The organism is Arthrobacter terricola (assembly GCF_004354015.1).
GTDB lineage: Bacteria > Actinomycetota > Actinomycetes > Actinomycetales > Micrococcaceae > Arthrobacter > Arthrobacter terricola.
The window spans coordinates 136,750-157,015 of sequence record NZ_SMRU01000001.1 but is presented as its reverse complement, the minus strand read 5'-3'; the positions used below and the strand labels follow the sequence as shown (position 1 = coordinate 157,015).

Annotated in this window: 15 protein-coding genes; 10 read left to right on the top strand and 5 right to left on the bottom strand. The window is 63.9% G+C overall.

The window, feature by feature from the left end; genetic code table 11:
* Positions 1 to 30: 30 nt before the first annotated feature.
* The 5 genes from glgX to E1809_RS00740 all read left to right on the top strand — a co-directional run bounded on the left by glgX (position 31) and on the right by E1809_RS00740 (position 8,966).
* Positions 31 to 2,460, top strand: coding sequence for a glycogen debranching protein GlgX (glgX, locus tag E1809_RS00760; protein ID WP_133202326.1), 2,430 nt, complete (start codon positions 31 to 33; stop codon positions 2,458 to 2,460).
* A complete protein-coding gene (treY, locus tag E1809_RS00755; RefSeq protein ID WP_133202325.1) occupies positions 2,457 to 4,787 on the top strand; it encodes a malto-oligosyltrehalose synthase in 2,331 nt (776 codons plus the stop codon). Before glgX ends, treY begins: the two co-directional genes overlap by 4 nt.
* Positions 4,788 to 4,859: 72 nt before the next feature.
* Complete coding sequence (gene treZ, locus E1809_RS00750; protein ID WP_133202324.1) at positions 4,860 to 6,617, top strand: malto-oligosyltrehalose trehalohydrolase; 1,758 nt, start codon at positions 4,860 to 4,862, stop codon at positions 6,615 to 6,617.
* Positions 6,618 to 6,677: 60 nt separating this feature from the next.
* A complete protein-coding gene (gene mgrA / locus E1809_RS00745; protein ID WP_133202323.1) occupies positions 6,678 to 7,724 on the top strand; it encodes an L-glyceraldehyde 3-phosphate reductase in 1,047 nt (348 codons plus the stop codon).
* A 156-nt stretch (positions 7,725 to 7,880) separates the two neighbouring features.
* Positions 7,881 to 8,966, top strand: a complete 1,086-nt coding sequence (locus E1809_RS00740; protein ID WP_133202322.1) for an inositol-3-phosphate synthase — start codon at positions 7,881 to 7,883, stop codon at positions 8,964 to 8,966.
* Positions 8,967 to 9,241: 275 nt separating this feature from the next.
* Here the strand turns inward: E1809_RS00740 and E1809_RS00735 are convergent, their stop codons facing one another.
* The 4 genes from E1809_RS00735 to E1809_RS00720 form a co-directional block, all read right to left on the bottom strand.
* Positions 9,242 to 10,201 (bottom strand): DUF559 domain-containing protein, encoded by a 960-nt coding sequence (locus tag E1809_RS00735; protein WP_133202321.1) that lies wholly within the window; start codon positions 10,199 to 10,201, stop codon positions 9,242 to 9,244.
* A 264-nt stretch (positions 10,202 to 10,465) separates the two neighbouring features.
* On the bottom strand, positions 10,466 to 12,160 hold the full coding sequence (locus tag E1809_RS00730) for a formate--tetrahydrofolate ligase (RefSeq protein ID WP_133202320.1): 1,695 nt from the start codon (positions 12,158 to 12,160) through the stop codon (positions 10,466 to 10,468).
* A 104-nt stretch (positions 12,161 to 12,264) separates the two neighbouring features.
* On the bottom strand, positions 12,265 to 13,509 hold the full coding sequence (gene mshA / locus E1809_RS00725) for a D-inositol-3-phosphate glycosyltransferase (protein ID WP_133202319.1): 1,245 nt from the start codon (positions 13,507 to 13,509) through the stop codon (positions 12,265 to 12,267).
* 194 nt (positions 13,510 to 13,703) lie between these two features.
* Positions 13,704 to 14,207 carry a DUF6194 family protein gene (locus E1809_RS00720; RefSeq protein WP_165962165.1) on the bottom strand — a complete coding sequence of 168 codons (504 nt, stop codon included), beginning with the start codon at positions 14,205 to 14,207 and terminating at the stop codon, positions 13,704 to 13,706.
* Between the two features lie 220 nt (positions 14,208 to 14,427).
* On the opposite strand from E1809_RS00720, the gene E1809_RS00715 reads away from it, so the two are divergent.
* Positions 14,428 to 14,985: a hypothetical protein gene (locus E1809_RS00715; protein WP_133202318.1), complete on the top strand. Its 558-nt coding sequence runs from the start codon at positions 14,428 to 14,430 to the stop codon at positions 14,983 to 14,985.
* 112 nt (positions 14,986 to 15,097) lie between these two features.
* On the opposite strand, the gene E1809_RS00710 is transcribed toward E1809_RS00715, so the two are convergent.
* The gene (locus tag E1809_RS00710) at positions 15,098 to 16,270 is read right to left on the bottom strand and encodes an FAD-dependent oxidoreductase (RefSeq protein WP_133202317.1); all 1,173 of its coding nucleotides are present in this window, start codon (positions 16,268 to 16,270) and stop codon (positions 15,098 to 15,100) included.
* A 354-nt stretch (positions 16,271 to 16,624) separates the two neighbouring features.
* On the opposite strand from E1809_RS00710, the gene E1809_RS00705 reads away from it, so the two are divergent.
* The 4 genes from E1809_RS00705 to tsaB all read left to right on the top strand — a co-directional run bounded on the left by E1809_RS00705 (position 16,625) and on the right by tsaB (position 20,244).
* Positions 16,625 to 17,728: a carbohydrate kinase family protein gene (locus E1809_RS00705; RefSeq protein ID WP_133202316.1), complete on the top strand. Its 1,104-nt coding sequence runs from the start codon at positions 16,625 to 16,627 to the stop codon at positions 17,726 to 17,728.
* A 74-nt stretch (positions 17,729 to 17,802) separates the two neighbouring features.
* Positions 17,803 to 19,008 (top strand): alanine racemase, encoded by a 1,206-nt coding sequence (gene alr, locus E1809_RS00700; RefSeq protein ID WP_133202315.1) that lies wholly within the window; start codon positions 17,803 to 17,805, stop codon positions 19,006 to 19,008.
* Complete coding sequence (gene tsaE, locus E1809_RS00695) at positions 19,005 to 19,592, top strand: tRNA (adenosine(37)-N6)-threonylcarbamoyltransferase complex ATPase subunit type 1 TsaE (protein ID WP_133202314.1); 588 nt, start codon at positions 19,005 to 19,007, stop codon at positions 19,590 to 19,592. Before alr ends, tsaE begins: the two co-directional genes overlap by 4 nt.
* Complete coding sequence (gene tsaB / locus E1809_RS00690) at positions 19,573 to 20,244, top strand: tRNA (adenosine(37)-N6)-threonylcarbamoyltransferase complex dimerization subunit type 1 TsaB (RefSeq protein ID WP_133202313.1); 672 nt, start codon at positions 19,573 to 19,575, stop codon at positions 20,242 to 20,244. The genes tsaE and tsaB overlap by 20 nt, the downstream gene beginning before the upstream one ends.
* Positions 20,245 to 20,266 lie beyond the last annotated feature (22 nt).

Here is a 20,266-nt window from a genome sequence, read left to right as displayed (position 1 = left end):
TCAAGTTATCCGTCAAGTGAAGGAGAACACATGGACATATGGCCAGGAACCGCGTACCCGTTGGGAGCCACCTTTGATGGCACGGGAACCAACTTCGCGCTCTTCAGCGAGAAGGCGGAAAAGGTGGAGTTGTGTCTCTTTGACGACGACGGGGACGAAATGAGCTACACCGTCAACGAGGTTGACGGTTACGTATGGCATTGCTACCTTCCGCATGTCCAACCGGGGCAGAAATACGGCTACCGCGTTCACGGCCCGTACGATCCTGCAACCGGCCAGCGCTTCAACCCCAACAAGCTCCTCCTGGACCCCTACGCCAAGGCCATCCACCGGCAGATCGACTGGGACCCGGCGCTCTTCTCATACAACATGGGAGATCCGGACTCCAGAAACGACAAGGACTCCGCACAACACATGATGATGGGCGTCGTCATCAACCCCTTCTTCGACTGGGCAGGCGACCAGCAGCTTCGGATTCCGTACCACCGCTCACTCATCTACGAAGCCCACGTCAAGGGCTTGACCCAGATGCACCCGGAGGTCCCGGAAGAACAGCGAGGCACATACGCGGGGGTGGCACACCCCGCCGTCATCGCGCACCTCAAGAAGTTGGGCGTCACGGCCATTGAGCTTATGCCCGTCCACCAGTTCACCAATGACGGCATCCTCCAGGACAAAGGCCTGAACAATTACTGGGGCTACAACACCATCGGCTTTTTCGCCCCGCACAACAGCTACAGCTCCAAAGGCGATACCGGCCAGCAGGTCCAGGACTTCAAAGCCATGGTGCGGTCCTTGCACACCGCGGGCATCGAAGTCATCCTCGACGTCGTCTACAACCACACTGCCGAAGGCAACCACCTCGGGCCCACCTTGTCCTTCAAGGGAATCGACAACTCGGCGTACTATCGGCTGGTGGAGGGCGACCTCAAGCACTACATGGACTACACGGGCACCGGTAACTCGCTCAACGTCCGCAGTCCGCATTCGCTCCAGTTGCTGATGGACTCCCTGCGCTACTGGGTCACCGAGATGCACGTTGACGGGTTCCGCTTCGACCTTGCCTCGACGCTTGCCCGCGAGTTCTATGACGTGGACAAACTGTCCACCTTCTTCGAACTCATTCAGCAGGACCCGGTGGTGTCGCAGGTCAAACTGATCGCCGAGCCGTGGGACGTCGGACCCGGCGGCTACCAGGTGGGCAACTTCCCGCCGCAGTGGACCGAGTGGAACGGTAAGTACCGCGATACCGTGCGCGATTTCTGGCGCGGCGAACCGTCGACGCTGGGCGAGTTCGCTTCCCGCCTGACCGGTTCGGCAGACCTCTACGAACACTCGGGACGCCGCCCGGTGGCATCGATCAACTTCGTCACGGCCCACGACGGCTTCACGCTGTCCGACCTCGTCTCCTATAACGAGAAGCACAACGAGGCGAACGGCGAAGATAACAACGACGGCGAATCCCACAACCGCTCTTGGAACTGCGGCGTGGAGGGCCCCACCGAGGACCCGGCGGTCCTTGCCCTCAGGGCCCGCCAGCAGCGGAACTTCATCGCGTCCATGTTGCTCTCGCAAGGCGTCCCCATGTTGCTGCACGGCGACGAGCTCGGACGTACACAGCGCGGCAACAACAACGGCTACTGCCAGGACTCCGAACTGACCTGGATCAATTGGGAATCCGTGGACCAGCCCCTCGTGGAGTTCACGGCCGCCGTCAGCGCGCTGCGCGCCAAGCACCCCACCTTCCGCCGCAGCCGTTTCTTCGACGGGCGCCCGGTACTGCGTGGCGAGGGTGAGAGGCTTCCGGACATCGTCTGGCTCGACCTCGACGGAACTACCATGACGCCGTCGGACTGGGACAGCGGATTCGGCCGATCCGTAGGCGTGTTCCTGAACGGGGACGGCATCCGCGGGCGCGACAGCCAAGGCCGCCGCATCACGGACGTCAACTTCCTCCTGTACTTCAATGCGCACGACGAGGAAGTTGGCTTCAAGATGCCTTCGGACGAGTACGCGCCGGCCTGGGACATCATCATCGATACCGCTGGGGAGGGTGCCAACACCCAGCCCGTCCCGGCAGAGACCGTGCTCGGCGTGGGCGCCAAGGCCCTCGTCGTGCTGCGGGCGCATACGGCCCCGGATGTGGAACCGGATCACTCCGTTGCTGCGTCCGTTGCGGCATTGACGCAATCGACCACTCCCGAAACGGCGTCCTTGACCGTTCCAACCATCCCCGCGCCCACAACGCCGGCAGCGTCTGCACAGGCAGCCCGTTCGAAGCCTGAACCTGAGGCGGAGCATGAACCACAGCCTGAACCGGAAGGTGTGACTGAGGCGGAAGGTGAGCCGCAAGGCGGGGCTGAGGCGGAAGCCGAGTCCAAGCCCGAACCGGAATCCAAGCCCGCCGCTGCTCCGAAACGGACCAGGAAACTGCGGACGGCCAGGAACGGGGGAGCATGAGGACACCGGCCTCCACCTACCGGCTCCAGATCCGGCCATCGTTCACCCTTCAGGACGCGGCGGCACTCACGGGCTATCTCCGGGACCTCGGGGCGGATTGGGTGTATTTGTCGCCCATCCTCACTGCGGAGGAAGGTTCGGACCATGGGTACGACGTCACGGACCCTTCCACGGTTGACGCATCCCGTGGGGGAGCCGAAGGACTGGCCGTGTTGTCCCGGGCGGCCCGGGACGCCGGACTGGGCGTGCTCGTGGACATCGTTCCCAACCACATGGGCGTGGCATCGCCTCCGCAAAACGCGTGGTGGTGGTCGCTCCTGAAGGAGGGCCGGTCGTCTCGCTACGCGGAAGCGTTCGACGTCGATTGGGACTTTGGCGGCGGAAAGATCCGGATTCCCGTCCTTGGCAGCGCGGAAGACGTAGACCAGCTCGAGGTTGTCGACGGCGAATTGCGCTACTACGATCACCGGTTTCCGCTCGCCGAAGGCACCTTCACCGCCGGTGACGATCCGCGTGACGTCCATGCGCGCCAGCACTACGAACTCGTGGGGTGGCGCCAGGCCGACTCGGAACTGAACTACCGGCGCTTCTTCGCGGTCAACTCTTTGGCTGGAATCCGGGTGGAGATCCCCGAAGTGTTCGACGAAGCCCACGCGGAAATTGCCCGTTGGTTCAGCGAAGGACTTGTCGATGGGTTGAGGATTGACCACCCGGACGGGCTCGCCGATCCGGAGGGCTACCTCGCGCGCCTCAAGGACACGAGCGGCGGATCCTACGTTCTCGTGGAGAAAATCCTTGAGCCCGGCGAGCAACTCCCTCAGACCTTCGATTGCGAAGGCACCACAGGCTATGACGCGCTCGCCGACGTCGACCGTCTTTTCGTGGATCCCGACGCCGAAGCGCCGCTTGACGCCTTGGACGCGCGGCTCCGCGGCACCAGCACGGCGGCCGACTACCCGGAAATGATCCACGGCACCAAGCGGCGCATCACGGACGGGATCCTTCACTCGGAGATCCTGCGGCTCGCCCGGCTCGTCCCGGAGTCCGTGGAACTGCCACGGCCGGATGTTGCCGACGCACTATCCGAAATCATCGCTTGCTTCACCGTTTATCGGAGTTACCTGCCGTTCGGCAAGGACGTCCTGGTGGAGGCAGTCGAACACGCGGCAGAGGCCAGGCCGGAACTGGAACCGGTCCTCAAAGGCCTGCTCCCGTTGTTGCTTGATGCCGAGCGTGAACTTGGCCGCCGCTTCCAGCAAACCTCCGGCATGGTCATGGCCAAAGGTGTGGAAGACACCGCGTTCTTCCGTTACACCCGTCTCGGCACACTGACCGAGGTCGGAGCGGACCCCACGGAGTTCGCGTTGCCGGTCCGGGGTTTCCACGAGCGGATGGCCCTTCGCCAGGATCGCCTGCCTCTGTCGATGACCACCTTGACGACCCACGACACCAAGCGCAGCGAAGACACACGCGCCAGGATCTCAGCCATCGCCGAGTCCGTCCCGGAATGGGAAGCGTTCCTGGACCACATGCAGGCCGTGGCACCGATCCCTGACGGGCCACTCGCAGCCCTCGTATGGCAGGCCGTCGCGGGCGCTTGGCCCGCCAGACGCGAACGCCTGCACGGCTATGTCACCAAGGCTGCGCGGGAAGCCGGTAACTCCACCAACTGGTTCGAGCCAGACGCGACGTTCGAAACGAGGCTGACGTCCGCCGTCGACGCCGTGTTCGACGTGCCGGAGGCGACCGCCCAGCTGGAAAAGTTCGTGGCCCTCCTAGACCCATACGGGGCGTCCAACTCGCTCTCCGCCAAGCTCGTCCAGCTGACGATGCCCGGCGTGCCGGACGTCTACCAAGGGACGGAGTTTTGGGACCGTTCACTCACGGACCCGGACAACCGACGCCCGGTGGACTTCGAACGGCGGAGGACTGCGCTTGCCGCGCTCGACGCTGGCGCGGAGACCGAAACGCGGAACGAGATGGCCAAGCTTCTGGTCACTTCCCGGGCACTTCGCCTTCGCCGCGACCGCCCGGAGCTTTTCGGCGGTTACAGTCCGGTCGAGGCCGAGGGGCAAGCAGCTGATCACGTGATTGCCTTTGAACGAGGGGCACCGGGCGGTCAGGGCGCCATTACGGTGGCCACGCGGCTCCCGCGGAAGCTCGAACAAAACGGCGGATGGCAAGACACTTTCATCAACCTTGCACACGATGCCCGGGACGAATTCACGGGCAACAGCTATTCCGCGGGCAAATTGCCGGTCGAAAAACTCCTCCGGAGTTACCCCGTGGCCTTGTTGGTGCCGACGAACCAGCCGGATAAGCCCTAGCGGCCGGAAGAAGCCCAGACCACGCGATCGACCAGACCATGCGAATGACCGGACCAGACGATTGAGGGAGCGATGGCCCAGAAAACCAACACAGGCAAGGCGTTCGAGGTATGGGCGCCGCAGGCAGAATCCGTCTCACTGCTAGCGGCGGGTCAGCAACATGACATGCGGCCGGATGAGGAACGCGCCGCGGGTTGGTGGTTGGCCGATGTTCCCCGGACCGAGGGCACGGATTACGGCTACTTGGTGAACGGCGAGGGTCCGTTTGCCGATCCACGATCGCAGCGCCAACCGGACGGGGTGCATGGGCTGTCCCGCACCTTCGACCCCGCCGCCCACGCCTGGAAGGACTCAGAGTGGCCTGGGCGCGGGCTTGGCGGGGCCGTCATCTATGAGCTCCACATCGGCACCTTCACTCCTGAGGGGACGCTTGACGCGGCCGCCGAGAAGCTGGATTACCTCGCCGAACTGGGGATCGACTTCGTGGAGCTCCTGCCAGTAAATGCCTTCAACGGCACCCATAACTGGGGGTACGACGGCGTGCTTTGGTTCGCTGTCCACGAAGCCTACGGGGGACCGGAAGCGTACCAGCGGTTCGTCGATGCTGCCCACGCTGCAGGCCTTGGTGTGATCCAGGACGTCGTATACAACCACTTGGGACCCAGCGGGAACTACCTGCCGAAATTCGGGCCGTACCTCAAGTCCGGAGAAGGCAACTCGTGGGGCGATTCGGTCAACCTGGACGGCCCGGGCTCCGACGAGGTCAGGCAATACATCCTGGATAACGCCGCCATGTGGTTGGACGATTTCCACGTCGACGGCCTGCGACTCGACGCCGTGCACGCACTCCGTGACGAGCGGGCCGTCCACATCCTGGAAGACCTGGCAGCCCTCGCTGACGGCATTGAAGCCGAAACAGGCATTCCTAAAACCTTGATTGCCGAGTCGGACCTGAACAATCCGCGCATGTTCTACCGTCGCGACGTCAGCGGTTACGGGCTTGAAGGACAGTGGAGCGACGATTTCCACCACGCTGTCCACGTCAACCTCACAGGCGAAACCGCCGGCTACTATGCGGACTTCGACTCGTTAGCGGCATTGGCCAAGGTCCTGGAACACGGGTTCTTCCATGACGGAAGCTACTCGAGCTTCCGGGGACGCCACCATGGACGTCCGATCCGCACTGGCTTGGCGCACCCGGCCGCGCTCGTTGTCTGCAACCAGAACCATGACCAGATCGGCAACCGGGCCGCGGGTGACCGCCTCAGCGCCACGTTGTCCTACCGCAGGCTTGCGCTGGCTGCCGTATTGACACTGACTTCCCCGTTCACGCCGATGCTTTTCATGGGGGAAGAATTCGGTGCCTCGACGCCGTGGCAATTCTTCACCTCCCATCCCGAGCCCTGGTTGGCTCAAGCCACCGCCGAGGGCCGGCTCAAGGAATTCGAACGGATGGGTTGGGACCCCGCTAAGGTGCCGAACCCGCAGGATCCGGAGACCTTCCTCCGCTCGAAGCTCAAGTGGGAGGAAATCCAGGACAGCAACCACGCCCGGCTTCTGGAGCTGTACCGCGCCCTCACAGCCTTGAGGCGTTCGACGCCGGAACTCGCCGAAGGCGGATTCACCGACACCCACGTCGACCTCAACGAAGAGGACAAATGGCTGATCCTGACCCGCGGTGACGTGAAGGTGGCCTACAACTTCGGCACCACCCCTCTCGAACGGGCGATGAATGCCGAACTCTTGCTCGCCACGGACCCTGCTGCCGCCGTCGGGAACGCCATGCTGACCCTCCCGGGCGAGAGCGCCGCCGTCGTACGCCTTACGTGACGGTGCCCACATGACGGACATTGAACGGGCCGCTTGGGTACCGGTGGCAGGATGGTGGGTATGACTTATTCGGCTGCGGAAAACCGCTATGAAACCATGCCCTACCGCCGCGTCGGACGCAGCGGTCTCAAGCTCCCTGCCATCTCACTGGGGCTTTGGCACAACTTCGGCGACGACAAGCGATTCGACGAGCAGCGCGCCATCCTGCGCCGTGCCTTCGATCTTGGCGTGAACCACTTCGACCTCGCCAACAACTACGGTCCGCCGGACGGTTCCGCCGAAACCAACTTCGGACGCCACCTCCAGGACGACTTCAAGCCGTACCGCGACGAACTGATCATTTCCACCAAGGCCGGCTACTACATGTGGCCCGGTCCCTATGGGGAATGGGGATCCCGCAAGTACCTGCTTTCCAGCCTGGATCAATCGCTGAGCCGCATGGGGCTGGATTATGTGGATATTTTTTACAGCCACCGTCCCGACCCCGAGACGCCGCTCGAAGAGACCATGGGCGCGCTGGACCACGCCGTCCGTTCGGGGAAGGCGCTCTACGCCGGCATCTCGTCCTACACCCCGGAGCAGACGCTTGAGGCTGCCCGGATCCTGAAGGAAATGGGCACCCCGCTCCTCATCCACCAGCCGAGCTACTCCATGCTCAACCGTTGGACCGAGAACGGTTCGCCGAACCTCTACGAGGCGCTCGATCAGGTGGGCGCGGGATCCATCGCGTTCTCACCGCTGGCACAGGGCATGCTCACCGACCGCTACTTGCACGGCGTACCGGCGGACTCCCGCGCGGCCAAGGCCCGCTTTCTCTCAGAGTCGGCCCTGACGGACGAGAAGCTGGATCGAGTACGCGGTTTGAACGCCATCGCCGCCGGACGAGGACAGACCCTGGCGCAAATGGCTATCGCGTGGATCCTGCGCGAACAACCCAAGGGGTCGCCCGTGACATCCGCACTGGTGGGCGCATCCAGTGTCGCGCAGTTGGAGGACACTCTGTCCGCCATCAACAACCTCGAGTTCACCACTGAGGAACTGACGGCAATCGACGAGTTCGCCGTCGAATCCGACATCAACCTGTGGGCACAGAAGCAGGACGCGTAACTTAAATGACGGGAGGGGCCGGCCGGGAACAAAGCCGGTCCCTCCCGGGTTGGTTACAATGCAAGGAGCGCCGAATGGCGCTGTGCCTTTAAGACGCCGTCGTACATTCAGGTACTGACGCGCAAGGCACCTGAGGTTAGTTCTCAAAGGAGTTCCGTGTCTTCACATCCGATTCGTGTGGCCATTGTCGGTGTAGGTAACTGCGCCGCTTCGCTGGTCCAAGGTGTCCACTACTATCGCGACGCCGACCCCCAGGCCACGATTCCAGGTCTGATGCACGTCGAGTTCGGCAAGTACCACGTCAACGACGTCCAGTTTGTCGCGGCATTCGACGTCGACAGCAAGAAGGTTGGCCTGGACCTCGCGGACGCGATCGGCGCCAGCGAAAACAACACCATCAAGATCGCCGATGTCCCCAAGCTCGGCGTGAAGGTCCAGCGCGGACACACCTTGGACGGGCTGGGCCGGTACTACCGCGAGACCATTGTGGAAGCACCCGAAGAAGCGGTGGACATTGTTGCCGCGTTGAAGGAATCCAAGGCCGATGTCCTGGTGTGCTACCTGCCCGTAGGTTCCGAGGACGCGGCCCACTTCTACGCGCAGTGCGCCATCGACGCCGGTGTCGCGTTCGTAAACGCCCTGCCTGTGTTCATCGCGGGTACCAAGGAATGGGCAGACAAGTTCACCGCGGCCGGTGTGCCGATCGTCGGCGACGACATCAAGAGCCAGATCGGTGCGACCATCACCCACCGCGTCATGGCCAAGCTTTTCGAAGACCGCGGCGTCACGCTGGACCGCACTTACCAGCTGAACGTCGGCGGCAACATGGACTTCAAGAACATGCTTGAGCGCGACCGCCTCGAGTCCAAGAAGATCTCCAAGACCCAGGCAGTGACCTCCAACGTCGAGGCCGAACTGCACGCCGACGACGTCCACATCGGCCCGTCCGACTACGTCGCCTGGCTCGATGACCGCAAGTGGGCTTTCGTCCGCCTCGAAGGCCGTAACTTCGGCGACGCCCCGGTTTCGCTCGAATACAAGCTCGAGGTCTGGGATTCCCCGAACTCCGCCGGCGTGATCATCGACGCGATCCGCGCCGCGAAGATCGGCCTGGACCGTGGCATCGGTGGCCCGCTGCTCTCGGCTTCCAGCTACTTCATGAAGTCCCCGCCGGAGCAGTTCAACGACGACCTCGCCCGCGAAAAGGTCGAGGCCTTCATCCGCGGAGACGTCGAGCGCTAACCCTCTGCTCACGTTTGGCGGGTTTCCTGTGGACGCTCGCTCACGTTTGGCCGGTTTCCTGTGGACGCTCGCTCACGTTTGGCCGGTTTCCTGCGGACGCCCGCTCACGTTTGGCCGGTTTCCTGCGGACGCCCGCTCACGTTTGGCGGGTTTCCTGTGGACGCTCGCTCACTTCCAAAGTGGGCGGGCGTCCGCTGTTTGATCCCTGAGACTGGAATAAACCGGCTGATCACAGAACCCGGCCAGGGCGGACGAGGGGACAAGGTCCGGCATCACTAGACCGCCCGTTCAAATCCTGACGCGACGGCGGGATCCACCCACGCCGAACGTAGTGTCTTCTTGATCTTCCTGGTCGCTTCCTTAAATCCGTCTTCCAAATCGTCTTTGCGAAACACGAGGACCTTCCACCCGGCCGCTTCGAAAGCTTTATCCCGGCGTCGATCGCTGAGGGATTGGGCCTCCCCGAGGTGATGGCCGCCGTCGTACTGAATGGCGACGCGCCGCTGCCGAAACCCCAAATCGGCCGAAGGCGAGAACGGGTCCGCTTTCCGAAGCCTGATCTGAAGCTCGGGCTCGGGGATCCCGGCGTCGAACATTGCCAAGCGCAGCAAGGACTCGGGACCGGAGTCGGAACCCACCCGCATCAAATCCAGCGCTTCGCGGGCACGAACGACTCCTTGCAAGTTTGGATGCCGCTCCACCATTGCGCGGAGCTCATCGACAGTCGCGTATGGAACAGCCCGACCCTCGAATACTTGCCGGGGCACGCGAATCAGTTCGTCACCCATGCATACGAGGTCGCTCAACGGCAGCACCTTTGCCAAGTCCAGCCAGGTGCGTGACCGCGTGCTTATCAGGATTCCGTCCACGGATTCGACTTCGCCTTCGGCCGCGATGACCCTGTGCCCCACCACGCCTTTGCGGCGAACACCTGGCAGGGATCGGGGCTTGCTGAGATGAAGCTCGGTCGAGTCGGCGAGCCAAGGCGGAAGCATGGAACAGCGAAGCCGGGCTGCTGTCACGTGGGAGATCCAAGCGCCAGGCGTCGCGGCCGAAAGTGCCCGGGCGGCGGCCTCCAGATCGAAATCCCAGTTTGCCGGACGATACAATCCACGGCTGACGTGGGCGGCGCCGGCACGACGGATTTGGTCGAGACCGAGGCCTTGAGCCCGGGCTTCGAGGAGGGTGAAGGGTCCTGACAGAAGTTCAGGCGGAAGGGCAAGAGGTTTCTGCATACCGGCATTGTTACCCAAACAGTTGCTTACGTGCAGAAGTTATCCACAGGCCACCTTTGGCGCGCGAAGACCAAAACCTGGCACACCGACTCATGTGAGCGGGCGTTTGGGAAATGACCGGCATAGGTGAGCGGGCGTTTGGGAAATGACCGGCATAGGTGAGCGGGCGTTTGGGAAATGACCGGCATAGGTGAGCGGGCGTTTGGGAAATGACCGACTCATGTGAGCGGGCGTTCGGGAAATTACCGGAATACATAAGCGGTGTCAGAAGAGGCCGACGGGGTTGCCTTGCTCATCGACGTCCATGCGCATTGCCGCCGGCTCCTTGGGAAGGCCTGGCATCGTCATGACAGCGCCGGTCAGCGCGACGATGAAGCCGGCCCCGGTCTTGGGAATCAGCTCCCGAACGTGCACCGTGAATCCCTTGGGAGCGCCGAGCTGCGAGGCATCGTCCGTGAAGGAATACTGCGTTTTCGCCATGCACACCGGCATACGGTCCCAGCCGTTCTTCCGGATGTCCGCCAGGCGCCGGATCGCGGGAACTGAGAACTCGACGCCGTCGGCACCATAAATTTCCTGCACGATCGTGCGGATCTTGTCCTCCACTGGCAGGCTGAGCGGATATAAGTGCCGGAAGTCCGACGGCGATGCTGCCGCCACCACTTCGGCGACCTTCGCCGCGAGCTCGTCGCCGCCGTCGCCACCTCCGCCCCGGCCCCAAACATCCGCCACCGCCGCGCGCACCCCTTCGCGGGCGCACCATGCAAGCAGCCAGTCGAGCTCCTCTGGGGTGTCGGTCGCGAATTTGTTGATGGCGACAACCGGTGTGACGCCGAACTTCTCAACGTTGTGAACGTGCCGTTTGAGGTTCTCGATTCCAGCGGCAAGCGCCTCGAGGTCCGGGTCCTTGAGACGATCCTTGGGGACGCCGCCTTGCATCTTCAGTGCCCTGATGGTCGCCACAACCACGACGGCGGAAGGAGCCACGTCCGCGATCCGCGCCTTGATATCCATGTACTTTTCGGCGCCGAGGTCGGCCCCGAATCCGGCTTCCGTGACAACGAAGTCCGCCAGCCGCTGCGCCGTCCGAGTGGCGATGAGCGAATTGCAGCCGTGGGCGATGTTGGCGAACGGGCCGCCGTGGACCAGCGCTGGGGTGCCCGCGATGGTCTGAACGAGGTTTGGCTTGATCGCATCCTTGAGGAGCAAGGTCAACGCTCCTTGGACTCCGAGGTCCGCAACGGTGACCGGTTGCCGGTCGTAGTTGTATCCGAAAGTGATCCGGCCCAGGCGCTCGCGAAGATCGTCCAGATCCGAGGCGAGGCAAAAGACGGCCATGATCTCGGACGCCACGGTGATATCGAACCCGTCCTGTCGAGGAACGCCTTGCGCCGGCCCGCCCAGACCGATGACGACTTCGCGCAGGGATCGATCGTTCATGTCCAGGACGCGCTTGAAGGTCATGCGTCGGGGGTCGATATTGAGTTCGTTGCCTTGGAAAATGTGGTTGTCCACGAGAGCCATCAACGCGTTGTTTGCCGAGGTAATCGCGTGGAAATCGCCTGTGAAATGGAGGTTGATTTCATCCATCGGCAAGACCTGCGAGTACCCGCCGCCGGTCGCTCCGCCTTTCATACCGAGAATCGGCCCCAAGGACGGCTCGCGCAGGGCGATCATGACGCGGTGCCCCGCGCGCGCCAGCGAATCGGCGAGCCCCACAGTGGTCGTGGACTTCCCTTCTCCGGCCGGGGTAGGGGACATGGCCGAGACGAGGACAATTTTGCCGGGGTCCTTGCCCTGGGGGAGCCGAAGTTTCGCGGGATCGATCTTCGCCTTGAAGCGACCATAGCGGTCGAGGGCATCGACATTGATCCCCGCACGCTCAGCAATCTCCTCAATCGGACGCAGAGTCGCGTTGCGGGCAATTTCAAGGTCGCTCAAGAACTTGTTTTCAGACATCCTTGTCCTCAACTTCGTGTCGAACACTGTGCGCGACAATCTATCAGGCACGCCGCCGGACATGCGCGAGGGTTGCCGGGACGGGCGCGAGATGTGATCGGGCGTCAGGTGTGGCGGACGAGAACCGGGCCGATGGCCGCTTGGTAGCTCTCGAGGACGACGGCGGCGGTCCGCTGCCAGCCGAAGGCCTCGGCGTGCACTGCGGCGGCGCGGCCCATGTCCTCCCGTGTGCGGGGGTCGTCGTAGAGGGCCTCGATGGCGTCCGCCCAGCGCGACGGATCATGTCCATCCACCAAAATGCCGGTCCGGCCGTTCGAGATGGCCCGGGTCAGCCCGCCCACGTTGGTCGCGACCACCGGCGTCCCGCAGGCTTGGGCCTCCAGGGCAACCAGACCGAACGATTCGCTGAACGACGGCATGACCACGACGTCTGCCGAGCGGAACCAGCCAGCCAGCGTCGGTGCCGTGACGGGCGCACGGTGGGTCACGACGTCGTCGAGCCCCGCGTCGGAAATCAAGGAGTTCAGGTCGAAGTCCTTCGCTCCGCTCAACGCGCCGAGGATGGTGAGTTCGAGGTCGATGTCGGGCCTGCGCTTGCGGAGGATGCCGGCCGCCGCGATGAAGACCTGGGGTCCCTTGAGCCGCTGGATCCGCCCCGCGAACAGGAGGTGGAAACTTCCGGAGCGCACGCCCAGTTCCGTGCGGGACCGTGCATGGAACGCCGGGATGAACACCGAGAGGTCAACACCCGGGGGAGCAACATCGATGTTGTCGAAATCGGCGTCGTAATGCGAAACGAGCTCATGGGCCTCAGCCGGGGTATTTGCGACAAGGCGCGCGGCCCCGTCCACGATCCGCTGCTCGCCTTCCTCGCGCCGCCGGGGTTCGGGCTGCTCGCCCGACTCCAGGACGAGGTTCTTGACTTTCGCCATGGTGTGCATGGTGTGGATCAGCGGTACGTTCCACAGTGCGGAGAGCTCCAAGCCAGCAACACCGGATACCCAGTAGTGCGAATGGATTGCGTCGTAGCGTCCGTGCGGTTGGCGTTGCCGGATCCGCTCGATCTCGGCGACCATGGCGTGCAGGAGCTCGGGAAGCTCTTCCTTCGGGAGCTTCCGGGGCGGCCCGGCCAGGACGTTATGGACGCAGACCCCTGGGTGCGGATGTTCGACGGCGGGCTGCCCGGCCGCCGTCGAACGCGTGAAAATCTCGACCTCTATGCCGAGGTCGGCGAGGGCGATGGCCAGCGCGCGGACATAAACGTTCATTCCGCCGGCATCGCCGGAACCGGGTTGTTCCATGGGGGAGGTGTGGAGCGAAAGGAAAGCTACGCGGCGGATCAACGACACGACCGACCTCCTCGAACCCATGAATCAGCGCAACCCGACTTCGGTGACGCCTCAGCGAAAACACTACTCCTGAGATCGGCGGGGCCACAGCCGGAACCAGGCGGTCTTCAATGAGTAGCCATTTCTGTAGGGCGGGCCGATACCGCCAAACAGGGCGGTGTTTGCGTTCTACTGAGGGTGGCGCGTTGCGTGCGTCACCGTTCCGTGCCTGCGTCGAGGTCGCCGTCTGTCGGGTTATTGGCTCTCCGGCGCTCCGCCCGCCGCCTCGCGTCCTCATGGGCCTGGTGTAGGAGGCGGGTTGCCAGCGCGTATGTGTTGACACCTGGGTTGATGATTGAGACCCACCCTTGCGCGCGATACACAGGATGAGGGAGGACGACGTCGACGGCGGTGTAGTCCCTGGATGTCGGCTCGGCGCGGGGAATCTCACCGGTTAGCTCGACAAACGCATCTGTACCGACGTGAACGTTCAGGCGCCAACGGTCGGGATGGTCGAGGTCGCAAAGGGTATCGCCGGGGTAGTTCTTCGTGACGATGGTGGCGTAGGGTTGCTGCCGCTGTGGCACTTGGCCATCGGGTGCGTAGTAGAAGAAGTGGTCTCCCCACGCGATCTCAGGGGAGGCGCTGCCCTTGTCGGGGGCGAGATCGAGAACGCCATCGAGCGCACGAACTGTCTCAAGGAGTTGCTCCATACTCATAGTTCAAGTGTGCGCTTGAACTATGAGTATGGAGGGCCAGGGCTGGCACGGTGGCGTCGGCATACTCCGTGCGGCAGGTTGCCTGCGATGATAATTCACCCATCGGTTCCGTCAATGAGCCAGCCGGCAAGCGGGTGCTGTCATATGCAAGAATTTCCGTCCTGGTGTTTCGGCAGGGCTGCCCATTCCAGTGGGGAAGCGGCTGTGCAAGACTTCGGGCATGAACGACCCACGAGGCATCATTCTTCCACTCCTCCGCCAGGGAGAGCAGCTGTTGTGGGCGGGGCAACCCGATCCTCGGGTGCGCTTCACCCGGGCTGACGCCTTCCTTGTACCCTTCAGTGTCCTCTGGGGAGGGTTTGCGGTCTTTTGGGAAGGTGCGGCTATCACGACGGTGAGAGAGCCCCTGTTTATTATCTGGGGGATTCCCTTCGTTGTGGTCGGCCTCTATTTCATTTTCGGGCGTTTCATCTTCAAGAAGCGGCGGAAGATCGCGACAATCTACGGGCTGACCAATTCGCGTGCAATCGTCTGCACGGGGAACAGATCCGTAGCCGATTCTCCTGTAATCGGCATGCCGACGAAGGTAGACAGGGCCAGGGACGGACGGCATGTGAGCGTGACTTTCGGATACCAAGGACTCATTGGTCTTTTGGGCATGTATCAGAACACAGGACTGGACTTCTTCATCTTCGGGATGGGCCAGGCGGTCGCCTTCTACGACGTCGCTGATACTGACGGGCTAATGGTTGCCTTGGAGAAGGCACGAGTCGGATGAGCGGCAGCCCGTGCCCGCCCTTGGGCGGCGTTCGGCGGCTTGTATCTCCCCGGCAACTCACTCATCACGCCGATGAAGGCATCTGCTTAGCGTCAATGGCCGGTCGCGGCGCTCATGCTTGCTCGAAGCGGATGTGCTCGCGACGGATACCGAGGCCGATCAACCTCCCGAGGAGGTGTTTGACCGGGGGCAGTTTGTCGATGGCTCGGATCAACCCCAGGGGTGGACGTGATCCTGCCAGACGGACCAGGTTCGCCGTCTGTTGGCGTTGCAGCGTTTGCGCGGTGCGTACGGCCGGAGCCCGGCGGCGCTGCACGCGGTGCAGGTCTGCTGTGGTCAGGGTGCCGGTGCGCAGCGGTGTGACGAGCGCGTTGGCTGTCGCCACGGCGTCGGCGATCGCGTAGTTCACTCCGGCGGCACCGACTGGCGACATGGCGTGCGCGGCGTCGCCGATGCACAGCAGGCCGGGGCAGTACCAGCGCTGCAGCCGGTTGGCGCGCACCGAGAGCAGTTTGACCTGCTCCCAGTCGACCAGCGTCGCAAGCGGTTCGGCAAGGAAAGGCGCGGCACCGGCAATACTGTCCCGGAAGGCATCCAGGCCGGCTTCCCTGACCTGCCCCATCGTTCCCTTGCCGATGATGGCCCCGCACTGCCAGTACTCTCCCCGGTCGATAGCGAGGACGATCTGGCCACCGCCGAGATAGCCGAGCGTAGGCGTTGCCCCGAGGCGACGGGGCACACGGAACCACAGCACGTCAACGGGCATTGGGAACTCCCGCACCGGCAGCCCGGACGTCTCCCGCAGCACGGAGAAGCGGCCGTCACAGGCAACGGTGAGATCAGCGGTGATGCTGCGGTCGCCGAGGCGTACGCCCGTCACCGTGTCGCCTCGCCACAGCAGATCTGTTGCTTCGCTGCTCATGCTGAGGTGGAAGTTCGGGTATTGCTTGGCCTTCTCTGCCAGGAAGGTCAAGAAGTCCCACTGCGGCATGAAGGCCATGAACCGGCAACGCGTCGGCAACCGGCTGAAATCGACAAGGCCGTAAACTTTGCCGTCGACCCCGATGGATAGTTCCGGAACCTCGGTATGCGGGAGAGCCATGAACTCCTCCAGCAGGCCGAGTTCGGCCATCAGATCGATGGTGGCCGGGTGGATGGTGTCGCCCCTGAAATCGCGGAAGAAGTCGGCGTGTTTCTCGATTACGGTGACCTCGACCCCGGCCCTGGCCAGAAGGTAGCCGAGCATCATGCCTGCGGGGCCACCCCCGACGACACAGCAGTTCATGGGTCCTCCGATCCGTCGACCAGCAGGCCGGCATGCCACTCAAAGGTCTGGTGCGCGCTGAGGTTCCGATTCGCCCTTGGGCTGTCCGCGCCAAGAAAGCCGAGCCCATCGCCGGTGACTTCCCCGAAAGAGTCCAGACTGGCCGCTCATCACCGCCATCGCGGCAGTCGCGGCGGCGATGCTCGAATAAGTCGAGTTGCCATGCGCTTAGGCTCCCTGACGAGAGGTACGCGGTCAAGAACCTCAGCATCCCGATTCCATACCGGCGAGGAAAGCTCGACGCGTGTCCGTTTGGGAATCCTTGATCCAACGGCCGCCTATCCAAACGGGCGGCCTCGGCGTAGTCTGCCGTGCATGGACGCAATGCCCAGGCCTGGATTCGATCCCCTTGCCGCGGTCCGCGCGGCAACGAACGACGGCGAAGACGGCGGCTGTGACCTGCTCCTGACGGGAACTGTGTTCCAGGACATCATTTTCACGGGGCTGGACCACGGGCCGGAACCGGGAACTGAAGTCTGGAGCCAAGGTATGGGCACGTGCCCGGGCGGGGTGGCCAACCAAGCCATAGCCGCGGCGCGCCTCGGGTTGCGGACGAGCCTTGCAGCCGCGTTCGGAGACGACGGCTACGGGGACTTCAATTGGAGGATCCTCGAAACCCAGGAGCACGTTGACCTCTCCCTGTCCCGCCGGTTCGAAGGCTGGCACTCCCCGGTCACCGTCTCCATGTGCGTGGATCACGACCGATCCATGGTGACGCACGGCCATCCGGCCCCGATGAGCGCCTCGGAACTGATCGGCGAACCGCCCAAGGCGCTCGCCGCCGTCGCGGACCTCGGCGAGGAGCCCGAACCGTGGATGCTCGCCGCGCGGAAAGCCGGGGTGAAGTTGTTCGGCGACGCCGGATGGGACCCGACGGGCGAATGGTCGCCGAGGCGGCTGGAGCAGCTCAGCAATTTCCACGCGTTCATGCCCAACCAGCGGGAGGCGATGGCCTTCACCGGGATGGATAATCCGTGGTCCGCGCTCTATGCGCTCGCCGACCGGGTTCCCGTTGCCGTGGTGACCTTGGGCGCCCAGGGTGCCATGGCGGTGGATTCAGAAACCGGTGAAGAGGAATGGGTGCCGTCGTTGCCGGTGACTGCCTATGATCCCACCGGGGCAGGGGACTGTTTCGGGGCGGCGTTCGTCGTCGGTTCCCTCGCCGGCTGGCCGTTGGGGGACCGGCTGCGATTCGCGAACCTTTGCGCCTCGCTCGCGGTGCAGGAGGTGGGAGGCTCGCTGGCCGCCCCGGGTTGGGGCGACATCGCGGATTGGTGGCACCGTGCGAACGCCAGGGCAGAGCGGAAGTCCAGCCAGTGGCTCAGGCGGTTCGCGTTCCTTGAGGACATCGTGCGCAGCGTCCCCGCCGGCGCCCAACGGCGTGCGACGGCGACAATCGCCCACAGTTCAGACGCTTGAGCGCGCTGCGTGGCTCCGGAGCTAGCCGGAGCCACCCGTCAGTTCGCACGTTGGCGCGGCACTAGAATCGTTGGGTGACTTACGAAGCAGCAGCCAGTTTCGAACCCGCCACAACATCGGGTTCGGCAACGGTCTTGGAACGATCGGCCGTCATCGACCTGGATGCCGTACGGCACAATGTGCGCCATTTCGTCGCGATCGCCTCTCCCGCCAACGTCATGGCCGTCGTCAAGGCGGATGCTTACGGGCACGGCGCCGTGCAGGTGGCCCGCGCAGCCCTTGACGCGGGAGCCCGGTGGCTCGGCGTCGCGCACATTTCGGAAGCCTTGGCGCTTCGTGCCGCGGGTATCGACGCCCCGTTGCTGGCGTGGCTGCACACCACGGAAAGCAACTTCCAAGCGGCAGTCGCCGCCGGCGTCGACATCGGTATTTCCGGCTGGGAATTGGACGCCGTGGTTGCGGCCGCGCGTGAGCAGGAACGCCCCGCCCGGATCCACCTGAAGGTGGACACCGGCCTTGGCAGGAACGGCGCGACGATCGACCAGTGGGACGAACTGGTGGGCAGTGCCATGGAATACCAGGATGAGGGACTCCTCCGGGTCGTAGGCATTTTCTCGCACCTGGCGGTTGCGGACGAGCCGCACCGGCTGGAAACCGACGAGCAGTTGGCAGCGTTCCGGGAGGCCATCGCGGTGGCCGAGGACGCCGGCGTTGATACCGAAGTCCGGCACCTTGCGAACACGCCCGCCACCCTGTCCCGCCCGGATACGCATTTCGACCTTGTCCGCGTCGGGCTCGGACTCTATGGCTTGTCTCCGTTCGAAGGGCAAAACTCCGCGGAACTCGGCCTGCGCCCGGCCATGACCGTGCGGACCCTCGTTTCCAATTGCAAGCGGGTCCCCGAAGGCCAAGGCGTCTCCTACGGATTGAACTACCGGACGCCGAGGCCAAGTACTCTCGGCCTGATTCCGCTCGGTTACGCAGACGGGGTGCCGCGCGTCGCCACCGGCGGTCCCGTGCAGATCGGCGAAATCACCTACCCCGTAGTGGGCCGGATCGCCATGGACCAGATGGTCATTGACCTCGGAGGCGTGGGACCGGCGGAAGCAGGCCTGCGCGGCGCTGAAGCGATCATGTTCGGCGACGGCACCAACGGCGGTCCGACGGCGGACGACTGGGCAGCGGCGGCCGGCACCAACAACTACGAGATCGTCACCCGCATCAGCCCTCGCGTGCCGCGCATCTACGCGAACGAAGCACCGGAAGCGGACCGGCCGTGAGCGGGGCACTGTGGGAACGCGAAGTCAGGGTCGCGACGGCGGAAGAAACCCACGCGTTGGGCTCGGCGCTCGCGGGGGTACTTGCCTCGGGCGACCTTCTGGTGCTCACGGGTGAACTTGGGGCCGGGAAAACCACCTTCACCCAGGGGCTCGGCGAGGGCCTGGGTGTCAGGGCCGGCGTCATTTCGCCCACTTTCGTCCTGGTTCGGATCCATCCCAACTTGCCTGACGGACCCCGGCCCGGTGGCCCGGACCTCGTCCACGTCGACGCCTACCGTTTGGCTTCGGCTGCCGAAATCGACGACATCGACCTCGAGAACACAATGGACACTTCTGTCACGGTGGTTGAGTGGGGGCGCGAACGGGTGGAACACCTTTCGGACAGCCGCCTGGACATCGAAATGCACAGGAGCCCGGGCGGTTCGGATGCGGCAGGAGGGCCGACAGGGCTGGACGCCGTGCTCGACTTCGACCCCGATGACGACGACGAACCGCGCACGATCGTATTCCGCGGCTTCGGCCCGCGATGGAGCACCGTGCCCGCCATCCTGAAAGGAATGTTCGATGCTGATCCTGGCCATTGACACATCGGCCGTGGCAAGCGCGGCCCTCATCTCGGACGACGCCATGGAAGGCGTGGTGGAGTCCTTCGCCACGGAGGACACGCGAAGCCATGCAGAAGTCCTGGCGCCGGGCATCGAGAAGCTGTTGAGCGATGCCGGTGTGACCGGAGCAGACATTGACCTGATCGTGACGGGTGTCGGCCCAGGACCGTTCACGGGCCTCCGATCCGGCATCGCGACCGCCCGCACGCTGGCCTTTGCCTGGAACAAGCCATTGTTCGGTCTCACCAGCCTGGACGCGATCGCCTTGGAAGTGGCCGAGTCAACCGAAGCGCAGGCCGAGTTCCTCGTGGCTACTGATGCACGCCGCAAGGAGGTCTACTGGGCCCGCTATACGCTCGTGCAAGGCCAATTGCCGCAACTCGTCGATGGTCCGCACGTCGGATTTGCCTCTGAATTGCCGGATCTTCCGGTGTTCGGGGCCGGCGCGGGAATATACGCGGACGTCGTCAACGCGAACGAGGACTTCAGCACCACCCAACCGGATGCGGCCTCCCTCGGCCAGTTCGCCATGGCCCTCCTGGCGGCCGGAAACACCCTGCCGGACTCCACCCCGCTGTACCTTCGCGAATCCGATGCGCAAGTGCCCGGCCCCAGGAAGCGTGCCCTGTGACCGCATCGTCCCATCCCAAGCT

Excerpts from the sequence above, each read along its gene's own strand:
- tsaB (WP_133202313.1), top strand. The coding sequence starts at position 19,573 with ATGCTGATCCTGGCCATTGACACATCGGCCGTGGCAAGCGCGGCCCTC.
- E1809_RS00710 (WP_133202317.1), bottom strand. The coding sequence starts at position 16,270 with ATGAACTGCTGTGTCGTCGGGGGTGGCCCCGCAGGCATGATGCTCGGC.
- E1809_RS00730 (WP_133202320.1), bottom strand. The coding sequence starts at position 12,160 with ATGTCTGAAAACAAGTTCTTGAGCGACCTTGAAATTGCCCGCAACGCG.
- E1809_RS00720 (WP_165962165.1), bottom strand. The coding sequence starts at position 14,207 with ATGAGTATGGAGCAACTCCTTGAGACAGTTCGTGCGCTCGATGGCGTT.
- E1809_RS00715 (WP_133202318.1), top strand. The coding sequence starts at position 14,428 with ATGAACGACCCACGAGGCATCATTCTTCCACTCCTCCGCCAGGGAGAG.
- treY (WP_133202325.1), top strand. The coding sequence starts at position 2,457 with ATGAGGACACCGGCCTCCACCTACCGGCTCCAGATCCGGCCATCGTTC.
- glgX (WP_133202326.1), top strand. The coding sequence starts at position 31 with ATGGACATATGGCCAGGAACCGCGTACCCGTTGGGAGCCACCTTTGAT.
- E1809_RS00705 (WP_133202316.1), top strand. The coding sequence starts at position 16,625 with ATGGACGCAATGCCCAGGCCTGGATTCGATCCCCTTGCCGCGGTCCGC.
- mgrA (WP_133202323.1), top strand. The coding sequence starts at position 6,678 with ATGACTTATTCGGCTGCGGAAAACCGCTATGAAACCATGCCCTACCGC.
- E1809_RS00735 (WP_133202321.1), bottom strand. The coding sequence starts at position 10,201 with ATGCAGAAACCTCTTGCCCTTCCGCCTGAACTTCTGTCAGGACCCTTC.
- treZ (WP_133202324.1), top strand. The coding sequence starts at position 4,860 with ATGGCCCAGAAAACCAACACAGGCAAGGCGTTCGAGGTATGGGCGCCG.